The organism is Pseudomonas sp. BN411 (assembly GCF_029871235.1).
In the GTDB taxonomy this organism is placed as follows: Bacteria; Pseudomonadota; Gammaproteobacteria; order Pseudomonadales; family Pseudomonadaceae; genus Metapseudomonas.
Genome location: NZ_SSOM01000034.1, coordinates 1 through 22,310, shown reverse-complemented (window position 1 = coordinate 22,310; position 22,310 = coordinate 1). Strand labels below are relative to the sequence as shown.

Annotated in this window: 19 protein-coding genes and 2 pseudogenes; 8 read left to right on the top strand and 13 right to left on the bottom strand. The window is 65.0% G+C overall.

What is annotated here, in order from left to right:
* Positions 1-525 (top strand): Mpo1-like protein, encoded by a 525-nt coding sequence (locus tag E8F06_RS04040; protein ID WP_280364479.1) that lies wholly within the window; start codon positions 1-3, stop codon positions 523-525.
* Between the two features lie 191 nt (positions 526-716).
* Here the strand turns inward: E8F06_RS04040 and E8F06_RS04035 are convergent, their stop codons facing one another.
* Positions 717-1,469 carry a hypothetical protein gene (locus E8F06_RS04035; RefSeq protein WP_280364477.1) on the bottom strand — a complete coding sequence of 251 codons (753 nt, stop codon included), beginning with the start codon at positions 1,467-1,469 and terminating at the stop codon, positions 717-719.
* Between the two features lie 121 nt (positions 1,470-1,590).
* On the bottom strand, positions 1,591-2,379 hold the full coding sequence (locus E8F06_RS04030; protein WP_280364474.1) for a helix-turn-helix domain-containing protein: 789 nt from the start codon (positions 2,377-2,379) through the stop codon (positions 1,591-1,593).
* A 124-nt stretch (positions 2,380-2,503) separates the two neighbouring features.
* Between E8F06_RS04030 and E8F06_RS04025 the strand changes: the two genes are divergently transcribed.
* A complete protein-coding gene (locus E8F06_RS04025; protein ID WP_280364470.1) occupies positions 2,504-2,905 on the top strand; it encodes a hypothetical protein in 402 nt (133 codons plus the stop codon).
* 36 nt (positions 2,906-2,941) lie between these two features.
* On the opposite strand, the gene E8F06_RS04020 is transcribed toward E8F06_RS04025, so the two are convergent.
* The 7 genes from E8F06_RS04020 to dibA all read right to left on the bottom strand — a co-directional run bounded on the left by E8F06_RS04020 (position 2,942) and on the right by dibA (position 10,210).
* Positions 2,942-3,682: a sulfite exporter TauE/SafE family protein gene (locus tag E8F06_RS04020; RefSeq protein ID WP_280364519.1), complete on the bottom strand. Its 741-nt coding sequence runs from the start codon at positions 3,680-3,682 to the stop codon at positions 2,942-2,944.
* A 222-nt stretch (positions 3,683-3,904) separates the two neighbouring features.
* Positions 3,905-4,894 carry a sulfate ABC transporter ATP-binding protein gene (locus E8F06_RS04015; RefSeq protein WP_280364468.1) on the bottom strand — a complete coding sequence of 330 codons (990 nt, stop codon included), beginning with the start codon at positions 4,892-4,894 and terminating at the stop codon, positions 3,905-3,907.
* Positions 4,895-4,899: 5 nt separating this feature from the next.
* The gene (gene cysW / locus E8F06_RS04010) at positions 4,900-5,772 is read right to left on the bottom strand and encodes a sulfate ABC transporter permease subunit CysW (RefSeq protein ID WP_280364465.1); all 873 of its coding nucleotides are present in this window, start codon (positions 5,770-5,772) and stop codon (positions 4,900-4,902) included.
* Between the two features lie 10 nt (positions 5,773-5,782).
* Entirely contained in the window at positions 5,783-6,601 is an 819-nt protein-coding gene (gene cysT / locus E8F06_RS04005; protein ID WP_280364463.1) for a sulfate ABC transporter permease subunit CysT, read from the bottom strand.
* A gap of 201 nt (positions 6,602-6,802) precedes the next feature.
* Positions 6,803-7,801, bottom strand: coding sequence for a sulfate ABC transporter substrate-binding protein (locus E8F06_RS04000; protein WP_280364460.1), 999 nt, complete (start codon positions 7,799-7,801; stop codon positions 6,803-6,805).
* Positions 7,802-7,929: 128 nt separating this feature from the next.
* Complete coding sequence (gene oscA, locus E8F06_RS03995; RefSeq protein ID WP_151131208.1) at positions 7,930-8,112, bottom strand: sulfur starvation response protein OscA; 183 nt, start codon at positions 8,110-8,112, stop codon at positions 7,930-7,932.
* 193 nt (positions 8,113-8,305) lie between these two features.
* A complete protein-coding gene (dibA, locus tag E8F06_RS03990; RefSeq protein ID WP_280364457.1) occupies positions 8,306-10,210 on the bottom strand; it encodes a phosphodiesterase DibA in 1,905 nt (634 codons plus the stop codon).
* Between the two features lie 173 nt (positions 10,211-10,383).
* On the opposite strand from dibA, the gene desA reads away from it, so the two are divergent.
* Positions 10,384-11,571 carry a delta-9 fatty acid desaturase DesA gene (gene desA, locus E8F06_RS03985; RefSeq protein WP_280364454.1) on the top strand — a complete coding sequence of 396 codons (1,188 nt, stop codon included), beginning with the start codon at positions 10,384-10,386 and terminating at the stop codon, positions 11,569-11,571.
* A gap of 498 nt (positions 11,572-12,069) precedes the next feature.
* Here desA and E8F06_RS03980 read toward each other — a convergent pair whose 3' ends face one another.
* Positions 12,070-12,306, bottom strand: a complete 237-nt coding sequence (locus E8F06_RS03980) for a hypothetical protein (protein ID WP_280364452.1) — start codon at positions 12,304-12,306, stop codon at positions 12,070-12,072.
* Positions 12,307-12,360: 54 nt separating this feature from the next.
* Positions 12,361-13,326, bottom strand: a complete 966-nt coding sequence (locus E8F06_RS03975; protein WP_280364450.1) for a LysR family transcriptional regulator — start codon at positions 13,324-13,326, stop codon at positions 12,361-12,363.
* A 150-nt stretch (positions 13,327-13,476) separates the two neighbouring features.
* On the opposite strand from E8F06_RS03975, the pseudogene E8F06_RS29330 reads away from it, so the two are divergent.
* The 3 genes and pseudogenes from E8F06_RS29330 (at position 13,477) to E8F06_RS03955 (ending at position 16,614) form a co-directional block, all read left to right on the top strand.
* Positions 13,477-14,539: pseudogene (locus E8F06_RS29330) on the top strand (HlyD family secretion protein).
* Positions 14,539-15,567 carry a DUF2955 domain-containing protein gene (locus E8F06_RS03960; protein ID WP_280364444.1) on the top strand — a complete coding sequence of 343 codons (1,029 nt, stop codon included), beginning with the start codon at positions 14,539-14,541 and terminating at the stop codon, positions 15,565-15,567. Before E8F06_RS29330 ends, E8F06_RS03960 begins: the two are co-directional and overlap by 1 nt.
* Before the next feature lie 75 nt (positions 15,568-15,642).
* Complete coding sequence (locus E8F06_RS03955; RefSeq protein WP_280364442.1) at positions 15,643-16,614, top strand: sensor domain-containing diguanylate cyclase; 972 nt, start codon at positions 15,643-15,645, stop codon at positions 16,612-16,614.
* A gap of 163 nt (positions 16,615-16,777) precedes the next feature.
* Here E8F06_RS03955 and E8F06_RS03950 read toward each other — a convergent pair whose 3' ends face one another.
* Positions 16,778-17,641 carry an ABC transporter ATP-binding protein gene (locus tag E8F06_RS03950; RefSeq protein ID WP_280364440.1) on the bottom strand — a complete coding sequence of 288 codons (864 nt, stop codon included), beginning with the start codon at positions 17,639-17,641 and terminating at the stop codon, positions 16,778-16,780.
* A pseudogene (locus tag E8F06_RS03945) lies at positions 17,638-19,158 on the bottom strand (ABC transporter permease); the annotation flags it as partial. The pseudogene E8F06_RS03945 and the gene E8F06_RS03950, both read right to left, overlap by 4 nt.
* A gap of 368 nt (positions 19,159-19,526) precedes the next feature.
* Between E8F06_RS03945 and E8F06_RS03940 the strand changes: the two are divergent.
* Positions 19,527-20,579 (top strand): aliphatic sulfonate ABC transporter substrate-binding protein, encoded by a 1,053-nt coding sequence (locus E8F06_RS03940; protein WP_280364437.1) that lies wholly within the window; start codon positions 19,527-19,529, stop codon positions 20,577-20,579.
* Between the two features lie 471 nt (positions 20,580-21,050).
* Positions 21,051-22,273 (top strand): IS3 family transposase gene (locus E8F06_RS03935; RefSeq protein WP_280360116.1). Its coding sequence is split into 2 segments (ribosomal slippage): positions 21,051-21,396 and positions 21,396-22,273, totalling 1,224 coding nucleotides; the frame shifts between segments, so codons are not numbered across the junction.
* The last annotated feature ends 37 nt before the right edge of the window (positions 22,274-22,310 follow it).

Sequence of the window (22,310 nt, the reverse complement as noted above, 5' to 3'; positions counted from 1 at the left end):
ATGAAAACCCTCATCGACCAACTTGGCCAGTACGCCGAGTACCACCGCGACCGCCGCAACATCGCCACCCATTTCGTCGGCATTCCGCTGATCGTCGTCGCCGTTGCCGTGCTGCTGTCCCGTCCGGGGACAGAAGCCTTCGGCCTCTGGTTGTCGCCGACGGCGTTGGTTAGCCTGGTGTCGGCGCTCTATTACTTCCGCCTCGATCTGCGTTACGGCCTGGTAATGGCCGTGCTGCTGACAGTGAGCCTGTGGATCGGCGCGGCCCTCGCCGTCCAGGACACCGCCACCTGGCTCGGCGCCGGGCTGGGGCTGTTCGTGGTGGGCTGGATCATCCAGTTCGTCGGTCACTATTACGAGGGCCGCAAGCCGGCCTTCGTCGACGACCTCACCGGGCTGATCATCGGGCCGCTGTTCGTGGTGGCCGAACTGGGCTTCCTGCTGGGGCTGCGCAAGGAAGTCGAGCATGCCGTGGAAGAACGTGCGGGTCCGACCTGTATTCGGGAGAAGAAGGCGGCGGTTTGATGTATGGAGGGATATCCGACTTCCCTCACCCCCGGCCCCTCTCCCAGAGGGAGAGGGGGGACTCGCGCCTACGGCCAGGAATGCAGCTCGTAGGGTGGGCCGGGCGGCGTTCCGCTTCAGCCCACCGTCGCGGGTCAGCGTGGGCTAAAGCCCACCCTACAGAGTTCGTGCTTCTGGCGAGCAAACGAGTTTCAGGGAGCGGGGGAGAGGGCGCCCAACGCCAGCAACTGCCCACTCATCGACCGTGCTTGGCGGTCCACCATCATGGGCGCGTAGGGCCGGCCGGAGGCGCTGACCAGCGTGTTGCTCTGGCTGTTCAGATCGCTCAGTGCCGTCCTCAGGAAACCCCAGCGAGTCTTCAGCTTGGCCAGCGCCGGGTCGGCTTTTTCGTCCAGCGGCGCCAATTGCTCATCGATGGCCGGCAGCAGGCGGCGTTCGTCCTGGCCGATGTAGGTGTCGCCGTTCTCGCGGGCAATCTCGAAGGTGCCGATATAGGCCCGGCTCAGGTACTGGACGTTGAGATATTCCACCTTGGCGGGGAGTTCATCGGCCCCGCCAATGCCAGCCTGTGAGCGGGCGGCGATGAGGAAATCGCGCAATGCCTTGGCCAGCTCCTGGGGATAGCGCCACGGCACGTCTTCTTCGTTGTGGCCGTAGGAAACGCCCTGTTCGAGTTGGGCAACAAAGGCGTCGTGTGCCTTGCGCAAGTCTTCGCTTGGCGTGGCGATGCGCTGGTAATCGGCGTCCAGGGCCTTGAGGTCGGTACGCATCCGCTCGGCATGGATGTCCTGGAATCCCTCACCCCGAAACAGCAGCAGGCTGGCCGTGGCACGGCTGGCATGGACCTGTACCAGCTCCAGAGGCGGGAGTTCGGCGGCGAGGATGGGCATTGCGATGCCCAGGAGAAGGCTGAATAGCGGGTACAGCAGAACCTTGCGGATCATGGCGGGTGCTCCTGTTCTTGTTGTTCTGAGGAGTCGTGAAAGGTGCCGGCACAGCTTACTGGGCTGTGATCCCGAGGCTACTACCCGAAAGAACGATTTGTTGTGGGTGAGTCGAGTTTTTTCAGGCGCCCGCCAGCAGCCTGCGTAACAACTCGGCACTCGCCGGGTCGGCGGGAAACAGGGTTTCCAGCCCCAGTTCGGCCAGGGTGACGTCCACCGGGGTGCCGAACACGGTGATGGTGCTGATGAAGCTGATCACCCCCAGGGGCGTACGCAGCTGCAATGGCACCAGCACCGCGTCGCTGGGCAGGCCGTCCGGCGGAGGCGGGGCGGGGTAGCCGCTGAGCTCATCGAACAGGTTCTGCAGTTGTGGATCGCCGCTGACCTCGATATCCCGGCGCAGGCGTTCCAGCAGGTGCGCCCGCCATTGGCCGAGATTGACGATGTGCGGCGCCAGACCCTGTGGATGAAGGGATACGCGCAGCACATTGAGCGGCGGCGCCAGCAGTGCCGGGGCCACGCCCGACAACAGTGGCGCGACGGCGCCGTTGGCCGCCAACAGGTTCCAGTGCCGGTCGACCGCCAGTGCAGGGTTGGGCTCGTGGGCCTTGAGCAACTGATCGACTGCTGCGCGGGCGCCGGCGAGCGCCGGGTCGGCCAGGTCGCGCTGGGGATACAGCGGTGCGTAGCCAGCCGCGGTCAGCAGGCGATTGCGCTCGCGCAGCGGAATCTCCAGTTGCTCGGCCAGGTGCAGCAGCATCTCGCGGCTGGGGTGGGCGCGGCCGTTCTCGACGAAGCTCAGGTGGCGCGTGGAAATCTCTGCGTCGCAGGCGAGGTCGAGCTGGCTCAGGCGGCGTCGCTGACGCCATTGGCGCAACAGGGCGCCGACGGGGTGGGTGTGTGCGTTCATGGCTCCGACGATAGTCCAGCCGGGGAATGCCGGCCATTACCTGGCAGGTAATCGACCCGCTGCGGCGATCGCGCAAATCTGTCGCCAAGCGCCAGCCCGGCGCCTCATCGACAGGAGAACCACCATGACTCATCTCGACATGTCCCGCCTGCTGCGCCGCGCCCTGCAAGCCGATGCCCTGGCCAGCGGCGCCATGGGTCTGTTGCTGGCGCTGGCCGCCGGCCCGCTGGAGGAACTGCTGGGCCTGCCCCGCGCGCTGCTATTGGGCGCGGGTATCGGCTTGCTGCCCTTCGCCCTGGCCCTTGGCTGGCTGGCCAACCGCGCCACCGTGCAGCGCGGCTGGATCTGGGCAGTACTGGCGATCAACGCCGTGTGGGTGGTGGACAGCCTCTCATTGCTGGCCCTCGGCTGGGTGGAGCCGACCCTGCTGGGCAAGGTCTTCGTGATCGGCCAGGCCGTGGCGGTGGGGGTGCTCGCCGAACTGGAGTTCTTCGGCCTGCGTCGCTGCCAAGTGATGAGCGCGTGATGTCTGTTGGCGCCGGCCTTGGCCGGCGCCTTGTTTTCAGAGCAGGCCGCGCAGGGCCAGGTCGCTGCCTAGCAGCAGCAGGCCGATGAAGAACCAGCGGCGGAAGCGTTCGGCACTGATGCGTTTGCGCAGCCACTGGCCGCCGGCCATGCCCAGCAAGGCGGGCACCAGGGCCAGCAGGGAAGCGCCCAGCACCGCCGGTTGCAGCAGCTCGCCGCTGTGGCCGAGGCTCACCGCCAGGGCAATGGTGGAGGCGCTGAAGGACAGCCCCAGGGCCTGCACCAGCTCATCCTTCTCCAGGCCGATGGCCTGCAGGTAAGGCACCGCCGGAATCACGAAAACCCCGGTCAGCGCCGTCAGGGCGCCAGTCACCGCACCGATCACCGGCCCCAGCCAGCCTTCATTGGCCGGCGCCACGGCGAAGCGCACCGATGCCAGTCCGAGCGCCGCGTAGACCACCAGGGCGATGCCGAGGATCGAGGTCGCGCCGGGCAGGTCGGCGGCATTCACCACCCAGGCCATGGCCCAGGTGCCGACGAAGATACCGGCGAGCATTGGCCACAGGCGTCGCAGCATGGCCAGCGGACTGCTGCCGGCGGCGAGCTGCCAAATGTTGGTGACCATGGACGGCACGATCAGCAGGGCGGCGGCCTGCATGGGCGGCATCACCAGACCGAGCAAGCCGACGGAGATGGTCGGCAGGCCCAGGCCGACGACACCTTTCACGGTGCCGGCGAGCAGGAAGGTGGCGGCTATCAGGGGCAGGTAGGCAATCAGGGAATCGGCCACGATTTCACTCCTTGTGTGGGGCGCATGTTGGTGCGCCAGTGAGTTCGTGGCCATTGTTCCCGCGCGGGCGGCGGGATGATTCGGGGTGGAGTGAAGTGTGGAATGCAGGATTGCTACGTAGGTTGGTGCAGAGCAAAGCCCAACACCGTTCGGGAGTGGGCTCCTTTGCGTTGGGCTTCGCTTCGCTCAGCCCAACCTACAGGGGAGGGATTAGAACCCCGCCGCCTTCTGCCAGGCCTTCGGCTTGAAGAACAGCGTCTCGCCACGCACCAGGCCGATCAGGCTGTCGTGGTCCTTCACCACTTCGGCCTCGATCAGTTCGTCCTGGCCGTCCACCTTCAGGGTCACCCGGGTGATGGCGCCCAGCGGGCGGATGTCGCGGACTTCGGCGGCGCGGTGTTCGGCCACTTCGGAACGCGAGAGCGAGACTTCATGGGGACGGAACAGCAGGTGCTGGTTGTCGCCCAGGTGCAGGCGGTTGGAGTCGCCAAGGAAGTGGTAGACGAAGTCGCTCGCCGGGTTCTCGTAGACCTCGCCTGGCGCACCGATCTGCTCGATCACGCCCTTGTTCATCACCACGATGCGGTCGGCCACTTCCATGGCTTCTTCCTGGTCGTGGGTCACGAACACGGAGGTCAGGTTGATCTCCTCGTGCAGGCGCGCCAGCCAGCGGCGCAGCTCCTTGCGCACCTTGGCGTCGAGTGCGCCGAAGGGTTCGTCGAGCAGCAGGATCTTCGGCTCCACCGCCAGGGCGCGGGCCAGGGCGATGCGCTGGCGCTGGCCGCCGGAGAGCTGCTCGGGGTAGCGGTCGGCGAGCCAGTCCAGCTGCACCATGTTCAGCAGTTCATGGACCTTCTCGGCGATCTGCTTCTCGCTCGGGCGCTCGCGCTTGGGCTTCATGCGCAGGCCGAAGGCGACGTTGTCGAACACCGTCATGTGGCGGAACAGGGCGTAGTGCTGGAACACGAAGCCGACGTTGCGATCGCGCACGTCGTGCTGGGAGACGTCCTCGCCGTGGAACACGATGCTGCCCACGTCCGGGGTTTCCAGGCCGGCGATGATCCGCAGCAGGGTGGTCTTGCCGCAGCCGGACGGGCCGAGCAGCGCCACCAGTTCGCCGCTGTGGATGTCCAGGTTGATCTGGTTGAGGGCCTTGAAGGCGTTGAAGTTCTTGCTGACGTTGCGGATTTCAATGCTCACGGTGGTTACTCCTCATCAGCATTCGACTTGAGACGGGACAGGCGCGACTCGCTCCACTGCTTGAGCAGAAGGATGCACAGGGCGAGCACCAGCAGCAGGCTGGCGACGCTGAAGGCGGCGACGTGGTTGTACTCGTTGTAGAGGATCTCGACATGCAGCGGCAGGGTGTTGGTGACGCCGCGAATGTGGCCGGACACCACCGACACGGCGCCGAACTCGCCCATCGCCCGCGCGGTGCAGAGCACCACGCCGTAGATCAGGCCCCATTTGATGTTCGGCAGGGTCACGTGCCAGAACATCTGCCAGCCGTTGGCGCCCAGCAGGCGTGCGGCTTCTTCCTCCTGGGTGCCCTGTTCCTGCATCAGCGGGATCAGTTCACGGGCGACGAAGGGGAAGGTCACGAAGATGGTTGCCAGGACGATGCCGGGCACGGCGAAGATGATCTGGATGTCGCGGTCCTGCAGCCATTCACCGAAGTAACCCTGGGCGCCGAACAGCAGCACGTAGATCAGACCGGCGATGACCGGCGACACCGAGAACGGCAGGTCGATCAGGGTGACCAGCAGGCTCTTGCCGCGGAACTCGTACTTGCTCACGCACCAGGCGGCGGCGACGCCGAACACCAGGTTGAGCGGCACCGAGATGAACACGGCGATCAGCGTCAGTTTCAGCGCGGAGAGGGCGTCCGGCTCGAAGATGGCGGTGAAGAAGGTACCCAGGCCTTCCTTCAGCGCCTCGCTCAAGACCACCAGCAGTGGCAACAGGAGGAAGACAGCAAAGGCCACCCAGGCGGAGGCGATCAGAAGACGGCGACCCAGTGCGCTGCCCCGGCGGGCGGCGTTGGCGGAGGACGCGGCGGTCAGGCTTGCGGAACTCATGGCGTTCTCCTCACGGGGTCTCGATGCGGCGTTGCAGCAGGTTGATCAGCAGCAGCAGGACGAAGGCGACAACCAGCATCAGCACGCCGATGGCGGTGGCGCCCGTGTAGTCGTACTGGTCCAGCTTGACCATGATCAGCAGCGGCAGGATTTCGGTCTTCATCGGCATGTTGCCGGCAATGAAGATCACCGAGCCGTACTCGCCCACGCCACGGGCAAAGGCCAGCGCGAAGCCGGTCAGCCAGGCTGGCAGCAGGGCTGGCACGAGCACGTGGCGGAAAATCTGCAGCGGCTTGGCGCCGAGGCAGGCGGCGGCTTCTTCCACTTCGCGGGGGATGTCGGCCAGTACCGGCTGCACCGTCCGCACCACGAAGGGCAGGGTGACGAAGGTCAGCGCCAGGGTAATGCCGAGCGGGGTGTAGGCGATCTTGAAACCGAGGTCGGTAGCGAACTGGCCCACCAGGCCGGCGGGCGCATAGAGGGCGGTGAGGGCGATACCGGCGACCGCGGTGGGCAGCGCGAAGGGCAGGTCGACCATGGCGTCGATGACCTTGCGGCCGAAGAAGTCGTAACGCACCAGGACCCAGGCCAGCAGCGTGCCGATGATGCCGTTGATCACGGCGGCGGCCAGGGCGGTGCCGAAACTGAGCTTGAGGGCGGCGATCACGCGGGGGGCGCTGATGATGGTCCAGAACTGATCCCAGCTCAGTTGCGTCGTCTTGAGGAACAGGGCACCCAGGGGAATCAGGACCAGCAGGCTGAGATACACCAGGGTGTATCCCAGGGTCAGCCCGAAGCCGGGTATGACCGGGGAGATGCGTCGTGACATGTTCTGTCCTTACTCTGCGTTGGAACGCTTGGTTTTCCGGAACCGACCCCGTCGAGCCGCTTCCAGCAAACAGGCCCGATCCGTGGATCAGGCCTGGTTTTGCTCCCTCCCTGGAGCGCTTTTCGATGGGTTTCGCTCCGCTCTACCCATCCTACGGAACGGGTCTCGTAGGATGGGTAGAGCTTGCGAAACCCATCATCGTTACTGCGCCTGGTAGATCTGGTCGAAGATGCCGCCGTCGTTGAAGAACTTGGGTTGGGCTTCTTTCCAGCCGTTGAAGTCCTTGTCCACGGTCACGAGGTCCAGTTTCGGGAATTGCTTGGCGAACTCGGCCGCGACTTTGTCGTTACGCGGACGGTAGAAGTTCTTCGCCGCGATGCGCTGGCCTTCCTCGCTGTACAGGTACTGCAGGTAGGCTTCGGCGACCTTGCGGGTGCCCTTCTTGTCGACGTTCTTGTCGACCACCGATACCGGCGGCTCGGCCAGGATCGACAGGCTCGGCGCGATGATCTCGAAGTTCTCGCCGCCTTGTTCTTTCAGTGCCAGGAAGGCTTCGTTTTCCCAGGCCAGCAGCACGTCGCCGATCTGGTTGTTGACGAAGGTGATGGTCGAGCCACGGGCGCCGGTGTCCAGAACCGGTACGTGCTTGTACAGCTCCTTCACGTATTCCTGTGCCTTGGCGTCGCTACCGTATTGCTTCTTGGCCCAGGCCCAGGCGGCCAGGAAGTTCCAGCGCGCACCGCCGGAGGTTTTCGGGTTCGGGGTGATGACTTCAACGCCTTCCTTGGTCAGGTCGCCCCAGTCCTTGATGCCCTTGGGGTTGCCCTTGCGTACCAGGAACACGATGGTCGAGGTGTAGGGGGTGCTGTTCTGCGGCAGGCGCGCCTGCCAGTCTGCCGGGATCAGCTTGCCGAGCTTCTGCAGCTCGTCGATGTCGCCGGCCAGGGCCAGGGTCACCACGTCGGCCTTCAGGCCGTCGATCACGGCACGGGCCTGCTTGCCGGAGCCACCGTGGGATTGCTGGATTTTCACGTCGTCGCCGCCTTCAGCCTTCCAGTGTTTGGCAAAGGCAGCGTTGTATTCCTGGTAGAGCTCGCGAGTCGGGTCGTAGGACACGTTGAGCAGTTCGGTGGCGGCGGCAGCCGGGCCGGCGATCAGGGCGCTGGCGAGGGCGGCGAGGGCGAAGCGGCGAATCGACATATCAAGCTCCTGGAAACTGGAATTTTTTTAGGTGTTGGCTAGGGCTGGTTGTTGTGTGTTCGTCGAAACGCCCTCCGGCCGTCCGGTCGGGCCTCAAGCCTCGCGAGGCTTGAATGGAATCTGGTGGATCAGTGGTTGCGCTGGTTGGGTTGCTGCAGACGGAATTTTTCCTTGCGCTCGATCTGCACCACCTGGCCGTTGTGCACGGTGATTTCCACCGAGCCGAAACGCAGGCCATGCAGGGCGGCCTGGATTTCACGCAGGATGCTGGCCTCGTCCTGGCCTTCCACGCTACGAAGAGTTGCGCTCATTATCGTGCTCCTAGAAATGGGGCCCGCGGCGTGGGTCAGGAAGGTGTTCCGCGTGGCGTGGAGCGAATCTTAATCAGGCTCCTAATATTCTTAAAAATACTATTTAAGAATTTTTATATAACCAGAAATAGATTCGGCTCAGACGAGCAGATCGGCGCGCCTGCGGTGGTGGGGGCGGCTGGTGTCGCCACCCTCAAGCGGTTGGCCAGAGGCGCTCCACTTCGCCCACCGGCAGTGGGCGGCTGAACAGGTAGCCCTGGCCGTAATCGCAACCCAGATTGCGGAGGAAACCGGCCTGGGCGTCGGCCTCGATGCCTTCGGCCAGCACACTCAGGCCCAGGCTGTGGCCCAGCGCGGTGACCGCGCTGGCGATGGCGATATCGTTCTGGTCCTCAGGCAGGCCTCGGATGAAGCTCTGGTCGATCTTCAGCTTGTGAACCGGCAGGCGCTTGAGGCGCTGGAGCGAGGAATAGCCCGTCCCGAAGTCGTCGATGGCCAGGCGTACGCCCAGATCGCGCAGTCGGGTGAGCAGGGCCTCGGCAGTGTCCGGGTCTTCCATCACCGCGCTTTCGGTGATTTCCAGCTCCAGGTGTTTCGGGTCCAGGCCGGTGGCGGCCAGCACGCGCGCCACTTCGCCATCCAGCTCGGCGCGGCGGAATAGCCGGCAGGACAGATTCACTGCCATGAAGGACAGCGCATGGCCCTGTTCCAGCCAGCGCTGCATCTGCCGGCAGGCCTGTTCCAGCACCCAGATGTCGATGCTGCCGATCAGCCCGCTCTCCTCGGCTATCGGCAGGAATTCGCCGGGCGGTACCAGGCCGCGCGCGGGGTGCTCCCATCGCACCAGCGCCTCGAAACCGATCAGGCGGCCGTCGGCCAGGCACTGGATGGGCTGGTAGTGAACTCGCATTTCGTCCCGTTCCAGCGCCAGGCGCAGGGCGCTGACCAGCTCGATGCGCTGGCGCGCCTGCTCGGTCAGCTCCTGGCTGTAGAAGGCATAGGAGTCGCGGCCCGAGCTCTTGGCCTTGAACAGCGCCGAGTCGGCGTTGCGCATCACCTGCTCGACGTTGGCGTCGTCATCCGGGAACAGGCTGATGCCGAGGCTGGTGCTGATGAACAGATCGTGGCCGCCCAGGCGGAAGGGCGTCGACAGATCGGCGCGGATGCGCTCGGCCAGTTCCGCCGCCTGGTTGGCCTGGGGGCAGTTGTCCCAAAGCACGCCGAACTCGTCCCCGCCCAGGCGGGCCAGGGTCATGCCGCCTTCCAGCAGGCCCTGCAGGCGCACGCCGACCATCTTCAGCAGCAGGTCGCCCTGGGAGTGGCCAAGGCTTTCGTTGATGTGCTTGAAGTGGTCCAGGTCCAGCAGCAGTACCGCGCCGTGCTGCTTCTCGCGGCGGGTGCGCTCCAGCACCTGCTCGACGCGCTCGGTGAACAGCAGCCGGTTGGGCAGGTTGGTCAGCGGGTCGTGGTGGGCGAGGAAGTCCAGTTCGTGCTGGGAACGTTTGATCGCACTGATGTCGGAGAACACCGCCACGTAATGGGTGAGCTGGCCGTCCTCGTCGTGGATGGCGCGGAGGTTCTGCCACAACGGGTAGATCTCGCCATTCTTGCGCCGGTTCCAGACCTCGCCGCTCCACTCATAGCGGTTTGTCAGCGCATGCCACATGGCCTGGTAGAAGGCTGGGGTGTGGCGCCCGGAACTGAAAATTCGCGGGTTCTTGCCGAGCACTTCGGCTTCCTCGAAGCCGGTGATGCGGGCGAAGGCGCGGTTGACGTGGACGATGCGGCTTTCGGCATCAGTGACCAGCACGCCTTCCTGGGTACTGTCGAAAACCGCGGCGGCCTGGCGCAGGCTGCTCTCGTGGGCACGGCGGGCGTCCAGGTAGTCCTTCAGGTGGCGCAGCTGCAGGCAGGCCAGGGCGAACAGCAGCACACTGGTGACCAGCACGAAGAGCAGCCCCTTGGCGGTCTGTAGCTCGGCCAGATGCTCCGGGTCGTTCACCAGGGCAAGCAGGATGCGGTCGCTGAACAGCACCCAGAGGCTGGCGAGAATGGTGTAGGGGAGCACCAGTTTCAGGGCGCTGAATTTGGAACGCATGGGCGCGGCCTTCCTGGCTGGGGTCACACACGGGGTGCGCATTATAGAAGCAACCGACGACCGGGGGGCTTCTATCTAAAAGACAGGATGGTTTTCTCCGGGGGCTTTGTGATAATCCGAGCCAGATTCGCGCAATAAAGCCCCGATTCACTTCACCCGAGGCAACACCATCCATGTGGTACAACGGTTTTCTTGACCTGTCGCTGTGGCAGCTGGTGGCGGTCACCCTGGTGATGACCCACATCACCATCGTCAGCGTCACCGTCTATCTGCACCGCTACTCGGCGCACCGTTCGCTGGAGCTGCATCCGGCGCTCAAGCATTTCTTCCGCTTCTGGCTGTGGATGACCACCGCCATGAACACCCGCGAGTGGACCGCCATCCACCGCAAGCACCACGCCAAGTGCGAAACCGTCGACGATCCTCACAGCCCGGTGGTCAAGGGCCTGTGGACCGTCCTGCGCACGGGCGCCGAGCTGTACGCGGAAGAGGCCAAGAACGAAGAGACCCTGCGCATCTACGGCAAGAACTGCCCGGATGACTGGATGGAGCGCAATGTCTACAGCCGCTACCCGATTGGCGGCGTGACCCTGATGGCACTGATCGACCTGGCGCTGTTCGGCGCTGGCGGCATCACCATCTGGGCCGTGCAGATGGCCTGGATTCCCGTCTGGGCCGCCGGTGTGATCAATGGCCTGGGCCATGCCATCGGCTACCGCAACTTCGAATGCCGCGACGCTGCCACCAACCTGGTGCCCTGGGGCATCCTCATCGGCGGCGAAGAACTGCACAACAACCATCACACCTATCCGAACTCCGCCAAGCTCTCGGTGAAGAAGTGGGAGTTCGACATGGGTTGGGCCTGGATCAAGCTGTTCAGCTTCCTTGGCCTGGCCAAGGTGCAGCGCGTGGCGCCCATCGCCCATCGCGTCGAAGGCAAGGGCAGCATGGACATGGATACCGCCATGGCCATCCTCAATAACCGTTTCCAGATCATGGCCCAGTACCGCAAGCTGGTGATCGGCCCGCTGGTGAAGCAGGAACTGGCCAAGGCCGACGAGTCCGTCCGCCACCTGTTCCGCCGTGCCAAGCGCCTGCTCTCCCGCGAGACCAGCCTGCTCGACGAAGGCCACCAGGCGCGCATTGCCGCCATGCTGGAGCAGAGCCAGGCCCTCAAGGTGATCTACGAGAAGCGCCTGGCGCTTCAGCAGATCTGGGTCAAGACCAGCGCCAATGGCCACGAGATGCTCGAAGCCATGAAGCAGTGGGTGCACGAGGCCGAGGCCAGCGGCATCCAGTCCCTGCGCGACTTCGCCGAACAGCTGAAGACCTACTCCCTGCGTCCGGCCACAGCAGCCTGACAACGGAAGTGCCCACAAGAAGGCCGGCAGAGATGCCGGCCTTTTTGCTTTCTGGGGCCGGCGAGGGGCTTTTTCTGTGGGAGCGATTTCAATCGCGAGAGGCATTGCAGGCCGAACCGATGGCTCGGTTGGCGAATGAATTCGCCCCTACAAGGCGGGGCTCCGAACTGCCGCGGTGCTGCAGGAAGGGCTCGCTTTCCCGGTGGGGGCGATTTCAATCGCGATGGGCATTGCAGGCCGAACCTGCGGTCCGGTTAGCGAATGAATTCGCCCCCACAAGGCGGGGTTCCGATCTGCTTCGGTGCTGCAGGAAGGGCTCGCGCTTTCTGTAGGGGCAATTTCAATCGCCAAGGGCAGCGCAGCTGCCCCAGGTCGCTCCACCCCGCCATTTCCTGCAGGCAAAAAAAGGCCGCTCATCATGAGCGGCCTGAACAGGACGTCGATAAAGGAGCTGTCACGCATCAACGTCAGGAGGTGGAGAACAGGGAGGGGCGGGGATCAGCTGTCCTGGTGGGCTTCGGACTGCGTCTGCTGATCGGCGCCTTGCTTGGCGATGGCTTTCTGCTGGGCGTCAGCGCGCTGTTCGGCCAGCGCTGCATTGCGTGCAACAAAGGAAGCGGATTCTTCGGCCAGGGTCAGTTGCGAGAAAAACAGGGTAAATACGGCGAAAGCGGCGGCAAAAATCGCATTACGTTGCATAACTTGGAGCCTCTCAGATGGTTCCTTGCGAAACATGGCGCCATCTTAGGGAGGCCCCTGCAGGGGAAAAATAGCGGTTTCAGTGAAGAACTATTTCTCGCGACGCAACAATTTGGAGTTGATCGCCCAGTGCTTCGGATCTTCCAGCAGGGCCTCGTCCTGGGTCAGCAACGGGGGCAGCTCGGCCTTGAGGAATTCCACCCAGGTCTTGATCTTGGCGTCGAGGAAGCGCCGCGACGGGTAGATCGCATAGATGTTGCGCTCACGCAGGCGGTGCTCCGGCAGCAGCCGCAGCAGCTTGCCCTCGCGCATGGGCGGGCAGGCGACGAAGGAGGGCAGCAGGCAGATGCCCATGCCGGCCTGGGCGGCCTTGGCCAGGGACTCGGCGACGTTCACCTGGAAGCTCTCGGCGGGCAGCACGTTGAATTCGCCCTGCTCGCCGTTGAACACCCAGCTGTCCTCATAGAGCGGGTCGAGCAGGCGCAGGTAGCGGTGATGCTGGAGGTCCGTCGGGCCGATGGGGACGCCGTGCTTCTTCAGGTAACCGGGCGCGGCGCAGAGCACGCTGAACATCGGCCCCAGCACCTGGGCCACCATCTGCGAGTCGGGCAGCTCGCGGGCGAAGGTGATGATGACGTCGTGGCCATCTTCCAGCAGGTCGGGGGTTCGCTGGGACAGGGTCAGCTCCACCACCACTTCCGGATAGAGCTCGGAGTAGCGCGCCACCAACGGAGTGAGGTGCTGCAGGCCGAGGCCGGTCATGGTGTGAACGCGCAGACGGCCGTGGGGCTTGAGGTGGGCGCCGCGCGCCTCGGCGGCGGCTTCGTCCACTTCGCCGAGGATCTGCCGGCAGCGCTGCAGGTAGCGTTCGCCCACTTCGGTCAGCGCCAGGCGGCGGGTGGTGCGATGCAGCAGACGGGCCTGGAGCTGCTGCTCCAGCTCCGACACCAGGCGAGACACCTGGGCGGTGGACAGGTCCATGGCCTGGGCGGCGGCGGTGAAGCTGCCGGTGTCTATCACCCGGACGAAAACCCGCATGCTGTGGAGCGTGTCCATTGTTACCCCTCGTGTAAGGCAGCTTCTCGCAATCGCGAGATTATCCACGATTCCCAGATAAATATACTGGCTCCCCAGAGCGGCGAAGGCCGAGGTCTTGCCGTTCCCGTCTTCCCGCCCGCCTTCGCTGCGGGCCCCTTCGAGGTACGCATGACTCCGGATCAAAGATTCGCCCGTCGGGTCCAGGCGGCCATCGTCCTGTTCGTCCTGCTGTTCGCCTACTTCCTGGCGGCGGACCTGTGGATGCCCATCACGCCCCAGGCGCAGCTGACCCGCCCGGTGCTGCGCATCGCTCCACGCGTGGACGGCCAGGTCCTGGATGTCGCCGTCGCCAATAACCAGCACGTCGAGGCCGGTCAGCTGCTGTTCCGCCTCGACCCCGAACCCTTCCGCCTTGCCGTAAGCGCCGCCGAGCTGGCGCTGGAGCAGGCCGGGCAGGACAACCGCCAGCTCGACGCCGCCATTGCCGCGGCCCGCGCCGACCAGACCGCCGCCCAGGCTTCGGCCACCGAGCTGCAGCGTGAGGCCGCGCGCCTCGGTCGCCTTGGTGCAGAGCCAGCACGTGTCGCGCCAGCTATTCGAGCAGACCGAAGCCCAGCGCGAGGCCGCCCAGGCCAAGCTGGCTGCCGCCGGTGCGCGAATTCGCGAGCTGTCGGCCCAGCGCGGCGCCGCCGGTGACGACAACCTGCGCCTGCGCCAGGCCCGCAACGCCCTGGAGCAGGCTCGTCTGCAACTTCAATACAGCGAAGTGCGCGCCGAACGCGCCGGCACCCTGAGCAACCTCCAGCTGTCTCCCGGCGCCTTCCTGCATGCCGGCAACCCGGTGGCCGCCCTGGTGGCGGATGATGCCGACATCAGCGCCGACTTTCGCGAGAAGGCCTTGCGCTACGTGCGCCTGGACGACGGCGCTTCGGTGGTATTCGACGCCCTGCCCGGGCACATCTTCCAGGCCAGGGTCAGCGCCATCGATGCCGGCGTGAAAGAAGGCCAGCTCGATGCCAACGGTGACCTCGCCGCGCCGGCGATCTCCGACCGCTGGGTGCGCGACGCCCAGCGCCAGCGCCTGCACGTCAGCCTCACCGAAGCCTTGCCCCACGCGCTGCCCAGCGGCGCCAAGGCGACGGTCCAGCTCTATCCGCGCGACTCGCACCTGGCGGACCTCTTCGGTCGCCTGCAGATCGCCGTGATCAGCATCCTGCACTACGTGTACTGATGAGCCGCAAGACCGCCCTCACCGAGAACGACCTGCGCCAGTGCCTGCGCCTCGCCGGCGGCGGCACCCTCGGGCTGTTCATCTGCAAGCTGATGGGCTGGGACAACGGCTCGTTCTTCTGCGTCTATCCCATGCTTCTGCTGGGCCTCACGCCGAGCATCAACGCCCACGTCGTCCGCCAGTTCCTCTTGCAGTCGGTGGTGGTCAGCGTCGAAGTGCTGCTGATCTACGGCCTGTTCGGCGACCGACCGCAGTTGATGGCGCCCCTGACCTTCCTGGCGTTCCTCTGGCGCTTCCGTCTGATGGCCCAGGGGCCGCTGTTCATGTTCGGCGCACTGGGCAGCGTGTTCCTGTCCATCCAGCTGCACTTCGCCAGCTACCCGGATACCCACCTCTACGACCTGGTCACCAGCAACCTGGTGGCCGCCGGCCTGACGGTGCTGATCGCCTGGCTGATGTTCTACCTCTTCCCCGACGCCGAGCCGCGCCCGCCCCGGCAGATGCCCGCCAAGGACCTGCCTAGCCAGCGTCACGAGGCCGTGCTCGGCGCCACCATCGCTACCCTGTCGTTCATGGTGTTCCAGAGCTTCGACCTGCGTGACTCGCTGTCGGCCCAGGTGGCGTCGATCCTGGTGCTGTTCCCCATGCACTGGAACGGCATCCGCTTCGCCGGGCGCATCCGCGCCATGGGCACCCTGCTGGGCTGCGCCATCGGCCTGGTGCTGCAACTGGTGCTCTACAGCCACTACGACGTACTGCCGCTGGTGACCCTGATGTACTGGACGGCGGCCTTCTGCTGCGCCCGCATCCATGTGCTGGAAGGCGCCCAGGGCATCGGCTTCGGCGCGTTGACCACCCTGGCCATCGTCTTCGGCCAGTACCTCACGCCGCAGCACGATGTGGTCTATTCCATCGCCTACCGCCTGAGTTCGGTGTGCGTGGCGGTGTTCCTCACCCTGGTGGCGGTGTTCGCCCTGCACCGGTTGCTCAATCGCTTCGCCGCCTTCCGTCATGCCAGCCACGCCTGACCGTCGGTTCTATCGCCGGGAGCACTTTTGCCCGCCTAATCTGTCAAAGGCAGGTCCTTTTAAGGTAGTGGCCGAATGGAAACGTCCCTCGAATCTCCAAGCGAACTGGAAAAACTCACCCTCGCCTTGCTTCACAGCCGTGGCGAGGTGGAGCGGCTGCGCGAACGCGAAACCATCTACAGCAGCCTGTTGGGCAGCGTGAATGCCGTGCTCTGGGCCTTCGACTGGGAGGCCCAGCGGATCATCTACGTCAGCCCCGCCTACGAGACCATGTTCGGCCGCTCGGCAGCCCTGCTGCTGGCGGACTACAACGAGTGGCGCAACTGCATCTACCCGGACGACCTGGAGTACGCCGCGCAGAGCTTCGCCGACGTGCTGGAGAAGGGCGCCATCGAGGCGCGCGAGTACCGCATCATCCGCGCCGACGGCCAGCTCCGCTGGATCAGCGACAAGTGCTTCATCAGCCAGCGTGGCGGGCAAGGGCATCCGACCATCGTCGTCGGCATTGCCGAAGACATCACCGAGAAGAAACAGCTGGAAGGTGAACTGCACCGCCTGGCCACCACCGACGTGCTGACCATGAGCAGCAACCGTCGGCACTTCTTCGAATGCGCCCAGCGCGAGTTCGAGCACTCCGTGCAGTTCGGCAGCCCGTTGGCGTTCATCCTGCTGGACGTCGATGACTTCAAGAAGATCAACGACACCCACGGCCACCAGATGGGCGACCAGGTGCTGCAGCGCATCGCCCAGTGCGGCGCCAACACGCTGCGCCGGGGCGACCTGTTCGGCCGCATCGGTGGCGAGGAATTCGCCGCGCTGCTGCCCGGCTGCCCGCCTGACCTGGCGTTGCAGATCGCCGAACGCCTGCAACGGGAAGTGCACCGCCTGCTCTTCAACGTCGACGGTACGAGCTTCGGCATCACCGTCAGCCAGGGCCTGGCCAACCTGCGCGACGACGGCAACCTCGACAGCCTTTACGCCCGCGCCGACGCCGCGATGTACCAGGCCAAGCGCAGTGGGAAGGACCAGATCGTCCTCGCCGATTGATCGTGCAGCGAAGCCCAACGCGGTGCGGGGAATCGTTGGGCTTCGCGTAGCTCAGCCGCAACCTACGGTTATTGCGAGGCTCCATCGGCCCAATCAACGATGCGCTTTTCCATAGGTTGGGCAGAGCGCAGCGAAGCCCAACGTTTCCGCGAGGGGACGCCGATCAGAGCGCAATGAACTCCGGCCGCACCCCCTCCACCCGCTGCAGAACCGGCGGCAGATAGTCGCCATCCCCCGTGAGCTGATGCAGCAATTGCTCCCGCAGCCTGTGGAAATCCGCCCCCGTGCGCTGCCGTGGATGGGGCAGGCCGATCTCCACCACTGACTTGATCCGCCCGGGTCTCGGCGCCATGACCACCACCCGGTCGGCCAGGTAGATGGCCTCCTCGGCATCGTGGGTGACCAGCAGGGTGGTGATGCCGGAGCGTTCGCGGATGGCCAGCAGCTCGTCCTGCAATTGCTGGCGGGTCAGCGCATCGAGGGCGCCGAAAGGCTCGTCGAGCAACAGGATGCGCGGACTGGCCACCAGACCGCGAGCGATCGCCACGCGCTGCGCCATGCCACCGGAAAGCTGGTGCGGGTAGGCCGACTCGAACCCCTTCAGTCCCACCAGTTGTACGAACTCGTGCACTCGCCGGGCTCGCTCGCCCTGGGTGAGTTTCTCGTTCACCAGCCCCAGGCCGATGTTCTGCGCCACCGTCAGCCAGGGGAACAACCGGTGCTCCTGGAACACGATGCCGCGCTCGCCGCCAATGCCCGAGACCGGCGCGCCGTCTACGCGGATTTCACCGCTGAATTCCGTGTCCAGTCCTACCAGCAGGCGCAGCAGGGTGGACTTGCCGCAACCGCTGGAGCCGACGATGGCGATGAACTCGCCCTCGTTGATCGCCAGGCTGAAATCCTGGATGGCCTCGAAGGCCTGGCCATCGACCGAGAAGACCTTGCCCACCCGATCGAAGCTGACCAGGGGCGCAATGGCGTGGGGCTGGTTGGCCGCTTCCCGGGCCGAGGGATTGAAAGCATTCATGCGTGTCTCCAGCGCGTCGCGCGCGTTTCGATGCGTTGTCCGAGGGCGCCGAGCAGGGCGCCGACCAGGCCTACCAGCACCATGGCGGCCATGACCTGATCCATGCGGAACAGCTGCTGCGCGCCGAGCATCAGGCTGGCGATGCCGCCATCGGACGGCATGAAGTACTCGGCGCCGATGGTGCCCAGCCAGGCATAGATCAGCGCCAGGCGCAGGCCAGCGAATATCGCCGGGGCCGCGCCGGGCAGCACCAGCAGGAGCAGGCGTTTGCCCAGGTTCAGGCGCAGCGCACGAGCGGCTTCCTCCAGTTGTGGTGACAGGCCGGCGATGCCGCGCTGGGTGGCGATGAACAGCGGGAAGAAGGCCGCCAGGCTGACGAACACCACCTTGGCCGCTTCGCCCAGGCCGAACCAGGCGGTGAGCAGCGGCACCCAGGCGAACAGGGCCACCTGGCGCAGCGCCGACAGGCTCGGCCCCAGCAGGCGTTCGGCTCGGACCGAGAGTCCCAGCAGCAGGCCCAGCAGGAAACCTGCGCCTCCGCCGACGGCCAGACCGGCCAGGGTGCGTTGCAGGCTGAGCTGCATGGCGTGGGGCAGGGAGCCATCGTTGAAGCCGTCCGCCAGACTGCGCGCCACGTCCAGCGGCGAGGCGAGGATGTTGCGGTCGACCCAGCCGAGGCTGCTGCTGGTTTGCCAGATTGTCAGCAGCGCGAGGGGCAGCAGGGCGCCTTGCAGACGTCGCCAGCCACTGGCGGCATGACGCCGGCGCTGCTCGCCAGTGGCTGGCTGCGGCCAATGCAGCAGGTGCAGTTCCACTACGCCAAAGCTGCGGTCCATCAGCGCCCCGACCAGGCCGATGAGCAGGATGCAGAGGAACACCAGATCGAGCATGAACAGCTGGCGGCCCCAGACCATCAGGTAGCCCAGGCCTTCGCTGGAAGCCAGCAGCTCCACCGCCAGCAGCGAGGTCCAGCCGGTGGCCAGGGCCAGGCGCAAGCCGGCGAGGAAGGCAGGCAGGGCGGCAGGCAACAGCAGGCGCAGGAACAGCAGGTGCCGGGGCAGGCGCAGGACCGCGGCGGCCTCGCGCAGCTTGGGCTGGGCATCGCGCACGCCTACCAGGGTATGCAGGGTTACCGGGACCACGACCGCCTTGATCAGCACCACCAGCTTGAGCAGTTCGCCGATGCCGAAAAACAGCATGAACAGCGGAATCCAGGCCAGTGTGGGGATCTGCGCCAGGGCCACGAAGGTCGGATACACCAGTGCCTCGGCGCGTTTCGAAGCGCCCAGCCAGGTGCCCAGCAACAGGCCGCCGGCGACACCCGCCAGTAGGCCCCAGAACAGCCGCTGCAGGCTTATCCACAGGTGGCTCCAGAGTTCGCCGGAGCCGAATTCCACGGCGCTCTGCCAGACCAGTGCGGGCGCCGGCAGGATCTGCTCGCTCATCCAGTGGAAGCGGCTCGCAAGCACCCAGAGCAGGGCCAGGCCAAGGGGCAGCAGCCAGGGCAGAAGGGCATCGGCATGACCGCGCAGCCAGCCCGGTGGGGCAAGCGCAGCGGGCGCCCAGGTCAGGGTTCGGCTCATTTCCATCTCCCGAACGGTAGTTCTTGATTTATTCGTTTATGGAATAAAAACAAGTTAATTAATGACTGACTTGGATAAAAACACGCTGATTCAGCGCCGGGAAGGCGCCGGCCGATGCCTTCTGCTCATATTTTTTATGCCTTTGCTGCATGCCCCATCGCAGGCCGCGCCGCGCTTCGCTTAGGCCGTTCAGTTACTAAAAAATGAATTTTTAATATTTGTTTGGCCTATGAACTCGCGCCTAGCTTCCGCTCCACAGCGCCGGTGATTGCCGGCGGCAGCCAGCCAAGGAGCGCGCCAGCATGAAAACCCTGCTCAACCATGTCCTCGGAGCCTTTGCCTCTCCATTGCTGATCGGTCTGCTCGGGGCCTTTCCGCTGGCCGCCCAGGCCACCTCGGCCCAGCCCGAATCCATCCGCATCGCCGTGCCCGACCTCAGCGCCGGCAGTGGGCACAGTGGTGGCGGCGTGGTTGACGTCCTGCGTGAGCGGAAGCTCTTCGAGCAGGAGTTCGCCAAGGACGGTATCCGCATCGACTGGCGCTTCTTCAAGGGCGCCGGCCCGGTGATCAACGAAGCCCTGGCCAACGGCCAGGTGGACTTCGCCTACCTCGGCGACCTGGCGGCCATCGTCGGCAAGGCCAACGGCCTGGATACCCGGGTGGTCAGCGCCAATACCCGTGGCGTGAAGAGTTACCTCGGCGTGGTACCGGGCTCCGGCATCAAGACCCTGCAGGACCTCAAGGGCAAACGCGTCGCCGTGTTCCGTGGCACTGCCCTCCAGCTGTCCTTCGCCAGCGCCCTGGCCAGCCAGGGCCTCAGCGAGCGCGACCTGAAAGTGATCAACCTCGACTTCAATGCTGCCGGCGCGGCCCTGGCGGCCAAGCAGATCGACGCGACCTGGGGCCTCTCCAACCTGATCGCCCTGCGCGAGCGCGGCCTCGCGGAACTGCCGCTGAGTTCCCGCGACCTCGACGGCGCCGGTAGCACCCAGGCTGTGCTGGTGGCCACCGGTGACTTCATCCGAAATTACCCGGATGTGGTGGGTCGCCTGGTAAAGGCCCAACAGCAGGCGGTGAGCTGGCTGCGTGACGACGCCAACAAGGATGCCTACGTGGAGCTGGTATCGCGCCTGTCCAGCTACCCGCCGGCGATTCTTCGGAACGACCTGGCCCAGGAGAATTTCAGCCGGTACTTCGATCCGCGCCTGGACGCCGAATTCATCGGCCTGCTTCAGCAGGGTGTGGACCTGGCGGCCAAGGAACGCCTGATCCGCCGGGGATTCCAGGTGAGCGAATGGGTGGACCCGCGTTTCATCGACGCGGCCTTGCAGGGGCCAGGACAGGCCTCGCGTTGACAGGGAAGTCCTGGACAGGAGGTCGCTGACAGGGAGTCATGAGAGCCGCCGAAAGGCGGCTTTTTTTATCCACAGGACATCGCGAATGAATTCGTTCCCACAGGTGAGGCATGCACTAGGCGGGATGCTTGCACGGATGGCTCCCTCTCCCTCTGGGGCGAAGGGCGGGGTTGGGGCGAGGGAAATGTCAGGTTTGCTGGGCGTTGATCAGGCAGACCTGCGGTCTGCTCAGCGATTGAAATCGCCCCCACAGGGAGCGCATCAGCCCGAAGGCCCGCACGGATAGCCCCCTCTCCCTCTGGGAGAGGGTTGGGGTGAGGGAAATGTAGGTTCTGCACCTGCCAGATCGCCCGCACGGACCGCCCCCTCTCCTCTTCAGGGAGAGGGCTGGGGTGAGGGCATGGGCGAGCCCCTTGAAACACAGGACACCGTTTCCCCCTTACCATAAGGGATAGGCAAACGACTGTGTTTATGACTACCAGCAAAGACAAAACCATCGAAGTGCTCGGCCAGGAGCGGCGCCGCCGTTGGAGTGCCGAGGAGAAGCTGGCCATGGTGCGCGAAAGTTTCGAACCCGGGCAAAGCGTCTCGGTGGTGGCCCGGCGCAATGGCATCAATCCCAACCAATTGTTCCACTGGCGCAAGCTCTATCAGGACGGCAGCCTGTCGGCGGTCAGTGCCGGTGAGGCCGTGGTGCCGGCCTCTGAGTTGGCCGACGCGCTGAAACAGATCCGCGAGCTGCAACGGATGCTGGGCAAGAAGACCATGGAGGCCGAGATCCTCAAGGAAGCGGTGGAGATCGCTCGCTCGCGAAAATGGCTTGCGCACTCACCCTTGTTGCCGGGGGACGACCAGTGAAAGCGGTCAGTGAAAGTCTCGGTGTAGCGCGCTCGCAATTGACGGCTCGACTCAAACAGCCCGCTCCAGGGCCGCAGCCGCGTCGGCGCCGGGCGCTCAACGATGGAGTCCTGGTCGAACAGATCAAGCAGGCAGTCGGCACGTTGCCCAGCTATGGCTATCGGCGGGTGTGGGGGCTGTTGCGTCGACAGCATGAGCAACAGGCCCTGCCACCGGTCAACGTGAAGCGGATTTACCGGGTCATGCGTGACCACGATCTGTTGCTGGAGCGCCGGCGCAAACAGCCGGGCGTGGCACGGCGTCACGAAGGTCGTGTCGCGGTGGACACGAGCAACACCCGCTGGTGTTCGGATGGCTTCGAGTTCCGCTGCGAGGATGGTGACAAACTGCGTGTGACCTTCGCCCTGGACTGCTGTGATCGCGAAGCCATCAGCTGGGTGGCCAGCCCAAACGGCTACAGCGGCGACGATGTCCGCGACGTGATGCTGGAAGCTGTTGAACAACGCTTCGGTGGCGAACTGCCCGCATCGCCGGTGCAATGGCTGAGCGATAACGGCTCGGCTTATACCGCCGAACAGACCCGAGCCTTTGCCCGACAGATCGGCCTGCTGCCCCTGACCACCCCAGTGTGCAGCCCGCAGAGCAATGGCATGGCGGAGAGCTTCGTGAAGACCATGAAGCGTGACTACATCCACCACATGCCCAAGCCTGATCGAGCGACGGCCCTGCATAATCTGGCCATCGCCTTTGAGCATTACAACGAGGAACATCCGCACAGCGCATTGAACTACCGCTCACCACGAGAGTTCAGGCGCTTGGCTGAGGCATCAACTTAACGGGGTGCCGGTGTCCGGTTTGATAGGGGCAAGTCCA

What these genes read in the sequence shown, in the direction of transcription:
- E8F06_RS04040 (WP_280364479.1), top strand. Translation starts at nt 1, where the DNA reads ATGAAAACCCTCATCGACCAACTTGGCCAGTACGCCGAGTACCACCGC.
- E8F06_RS04035 (WP_280364477.1), bottom strand. Translation starts at nt 1,469, where the DNA reads ATGATCCGCAAGGTTCTGCTGTACCCGCTATTCAGCCTTCTCCTGGGC.
- E8F06_RS04030 (WP_280364474.1), bottom strand. Translation starts at nt 2,379, where the DNA reads ATGAACGCACACACCCACCCCGTCGGCGCCCTGTTGCGCCAATGGCGT.
- E8F06_RS04025 (WP_280364470.1), top strand. Translation starts at nt 2,504, where the DNA reads ATGACTCATCTCGACATGTCCCGCCTGCTGCGCCGCGCCCTGCAAGCC.
- cysW (WP_280364465.1), bottom strand. Translation starts at nt 5,772, where the DNA reads ATGAGTTCCGCAAGCCTGACCGCCGCGTCCTCCGCCAACGCCGCCCGC.
- cysT (WP_280364463.1), bottom strand. Translation starts at nt 6,601, where the DNA reads ATGTCACGACGCATCTCCCCGGTCATACCCGGCTTCGGGCTGACCCTG.
- E8F06_RS04000 (WP_280364460.1), bottom strand. Translation starts at nt 7,801, where the DNA reads ATGTCGATTCGCCGCTTCGCCCTCGCCGCCCTCGCCAGCGCCCTGATC.
- oscA (WP_151131208.1), bottom strand. Translation starts at nt 8,112, where the DNA reads ATGAGCGCAACTCTTCGTAGCGTGGAAGGCCAGGACGAGGCCAGCATC.
- dibA (WP_280364457.1), bottom strand. Translation starts at nt 10,210, where the DNA reads ATGCGTTCCAAATTCAGCGCCCTGAAACTGGTGCTCCCCTACACCATT.
- desA (WP_280364454.1), top strand. Translation starts at nt 10,384, where the DNA reads ATGTGGTACAACGGTTTTCTTGACCTGTCGCTGTGGCAGCTGGTGGCG.
- E8F06_RS03980 (WP_280364452.1), bottom strand. Translation starts at nt 12,306, where the DNA reads ATGTTTCGCAAGGAACCATCTGAGAGGCTCCAAGTTATGCAACGTAAT.
- E8F06_RS03975 (WP_280364450.1), bottom strand. Translation starts at nt 13,326, where the DNA reads ATGGACACGCTCCACAGCATGCGGGTTTTCGTCCGGGTGATAGACACC.
- E8F06_RS03960 (WP_280364444.1), top strand. Translation starts at nt 14,539, where the DNA reads ATGAGCCGCAAGACCGCCCTCACCGAGAACGACCTGCGCCAGTGCCTG.
- E8F06_RS03955 (WP_280364442.1), top strand. Translation starts at nt 15,643, where the DNA reads ATGGAAACGTCCCTCGAATCTCCAAGCGAACTGGAAAAACTCACCCTC.
- E8F06_RS03950 (WP_280364440.1), bottom strand. Translation starts at nt 17,641, where the DNA reads ATGAATGCTTTCAATCCCTCGGCCCGGGAAGCGGCCAACCAGCCCCAC.
- E8F06_RS03940 (WP_280364437.1), top strand. Translation starts at nt 19,527, where the DNA reads ATGAAAACCCTGCTCAACCATGTCCTCGGAGCCTTTGCCTCTCCATTG.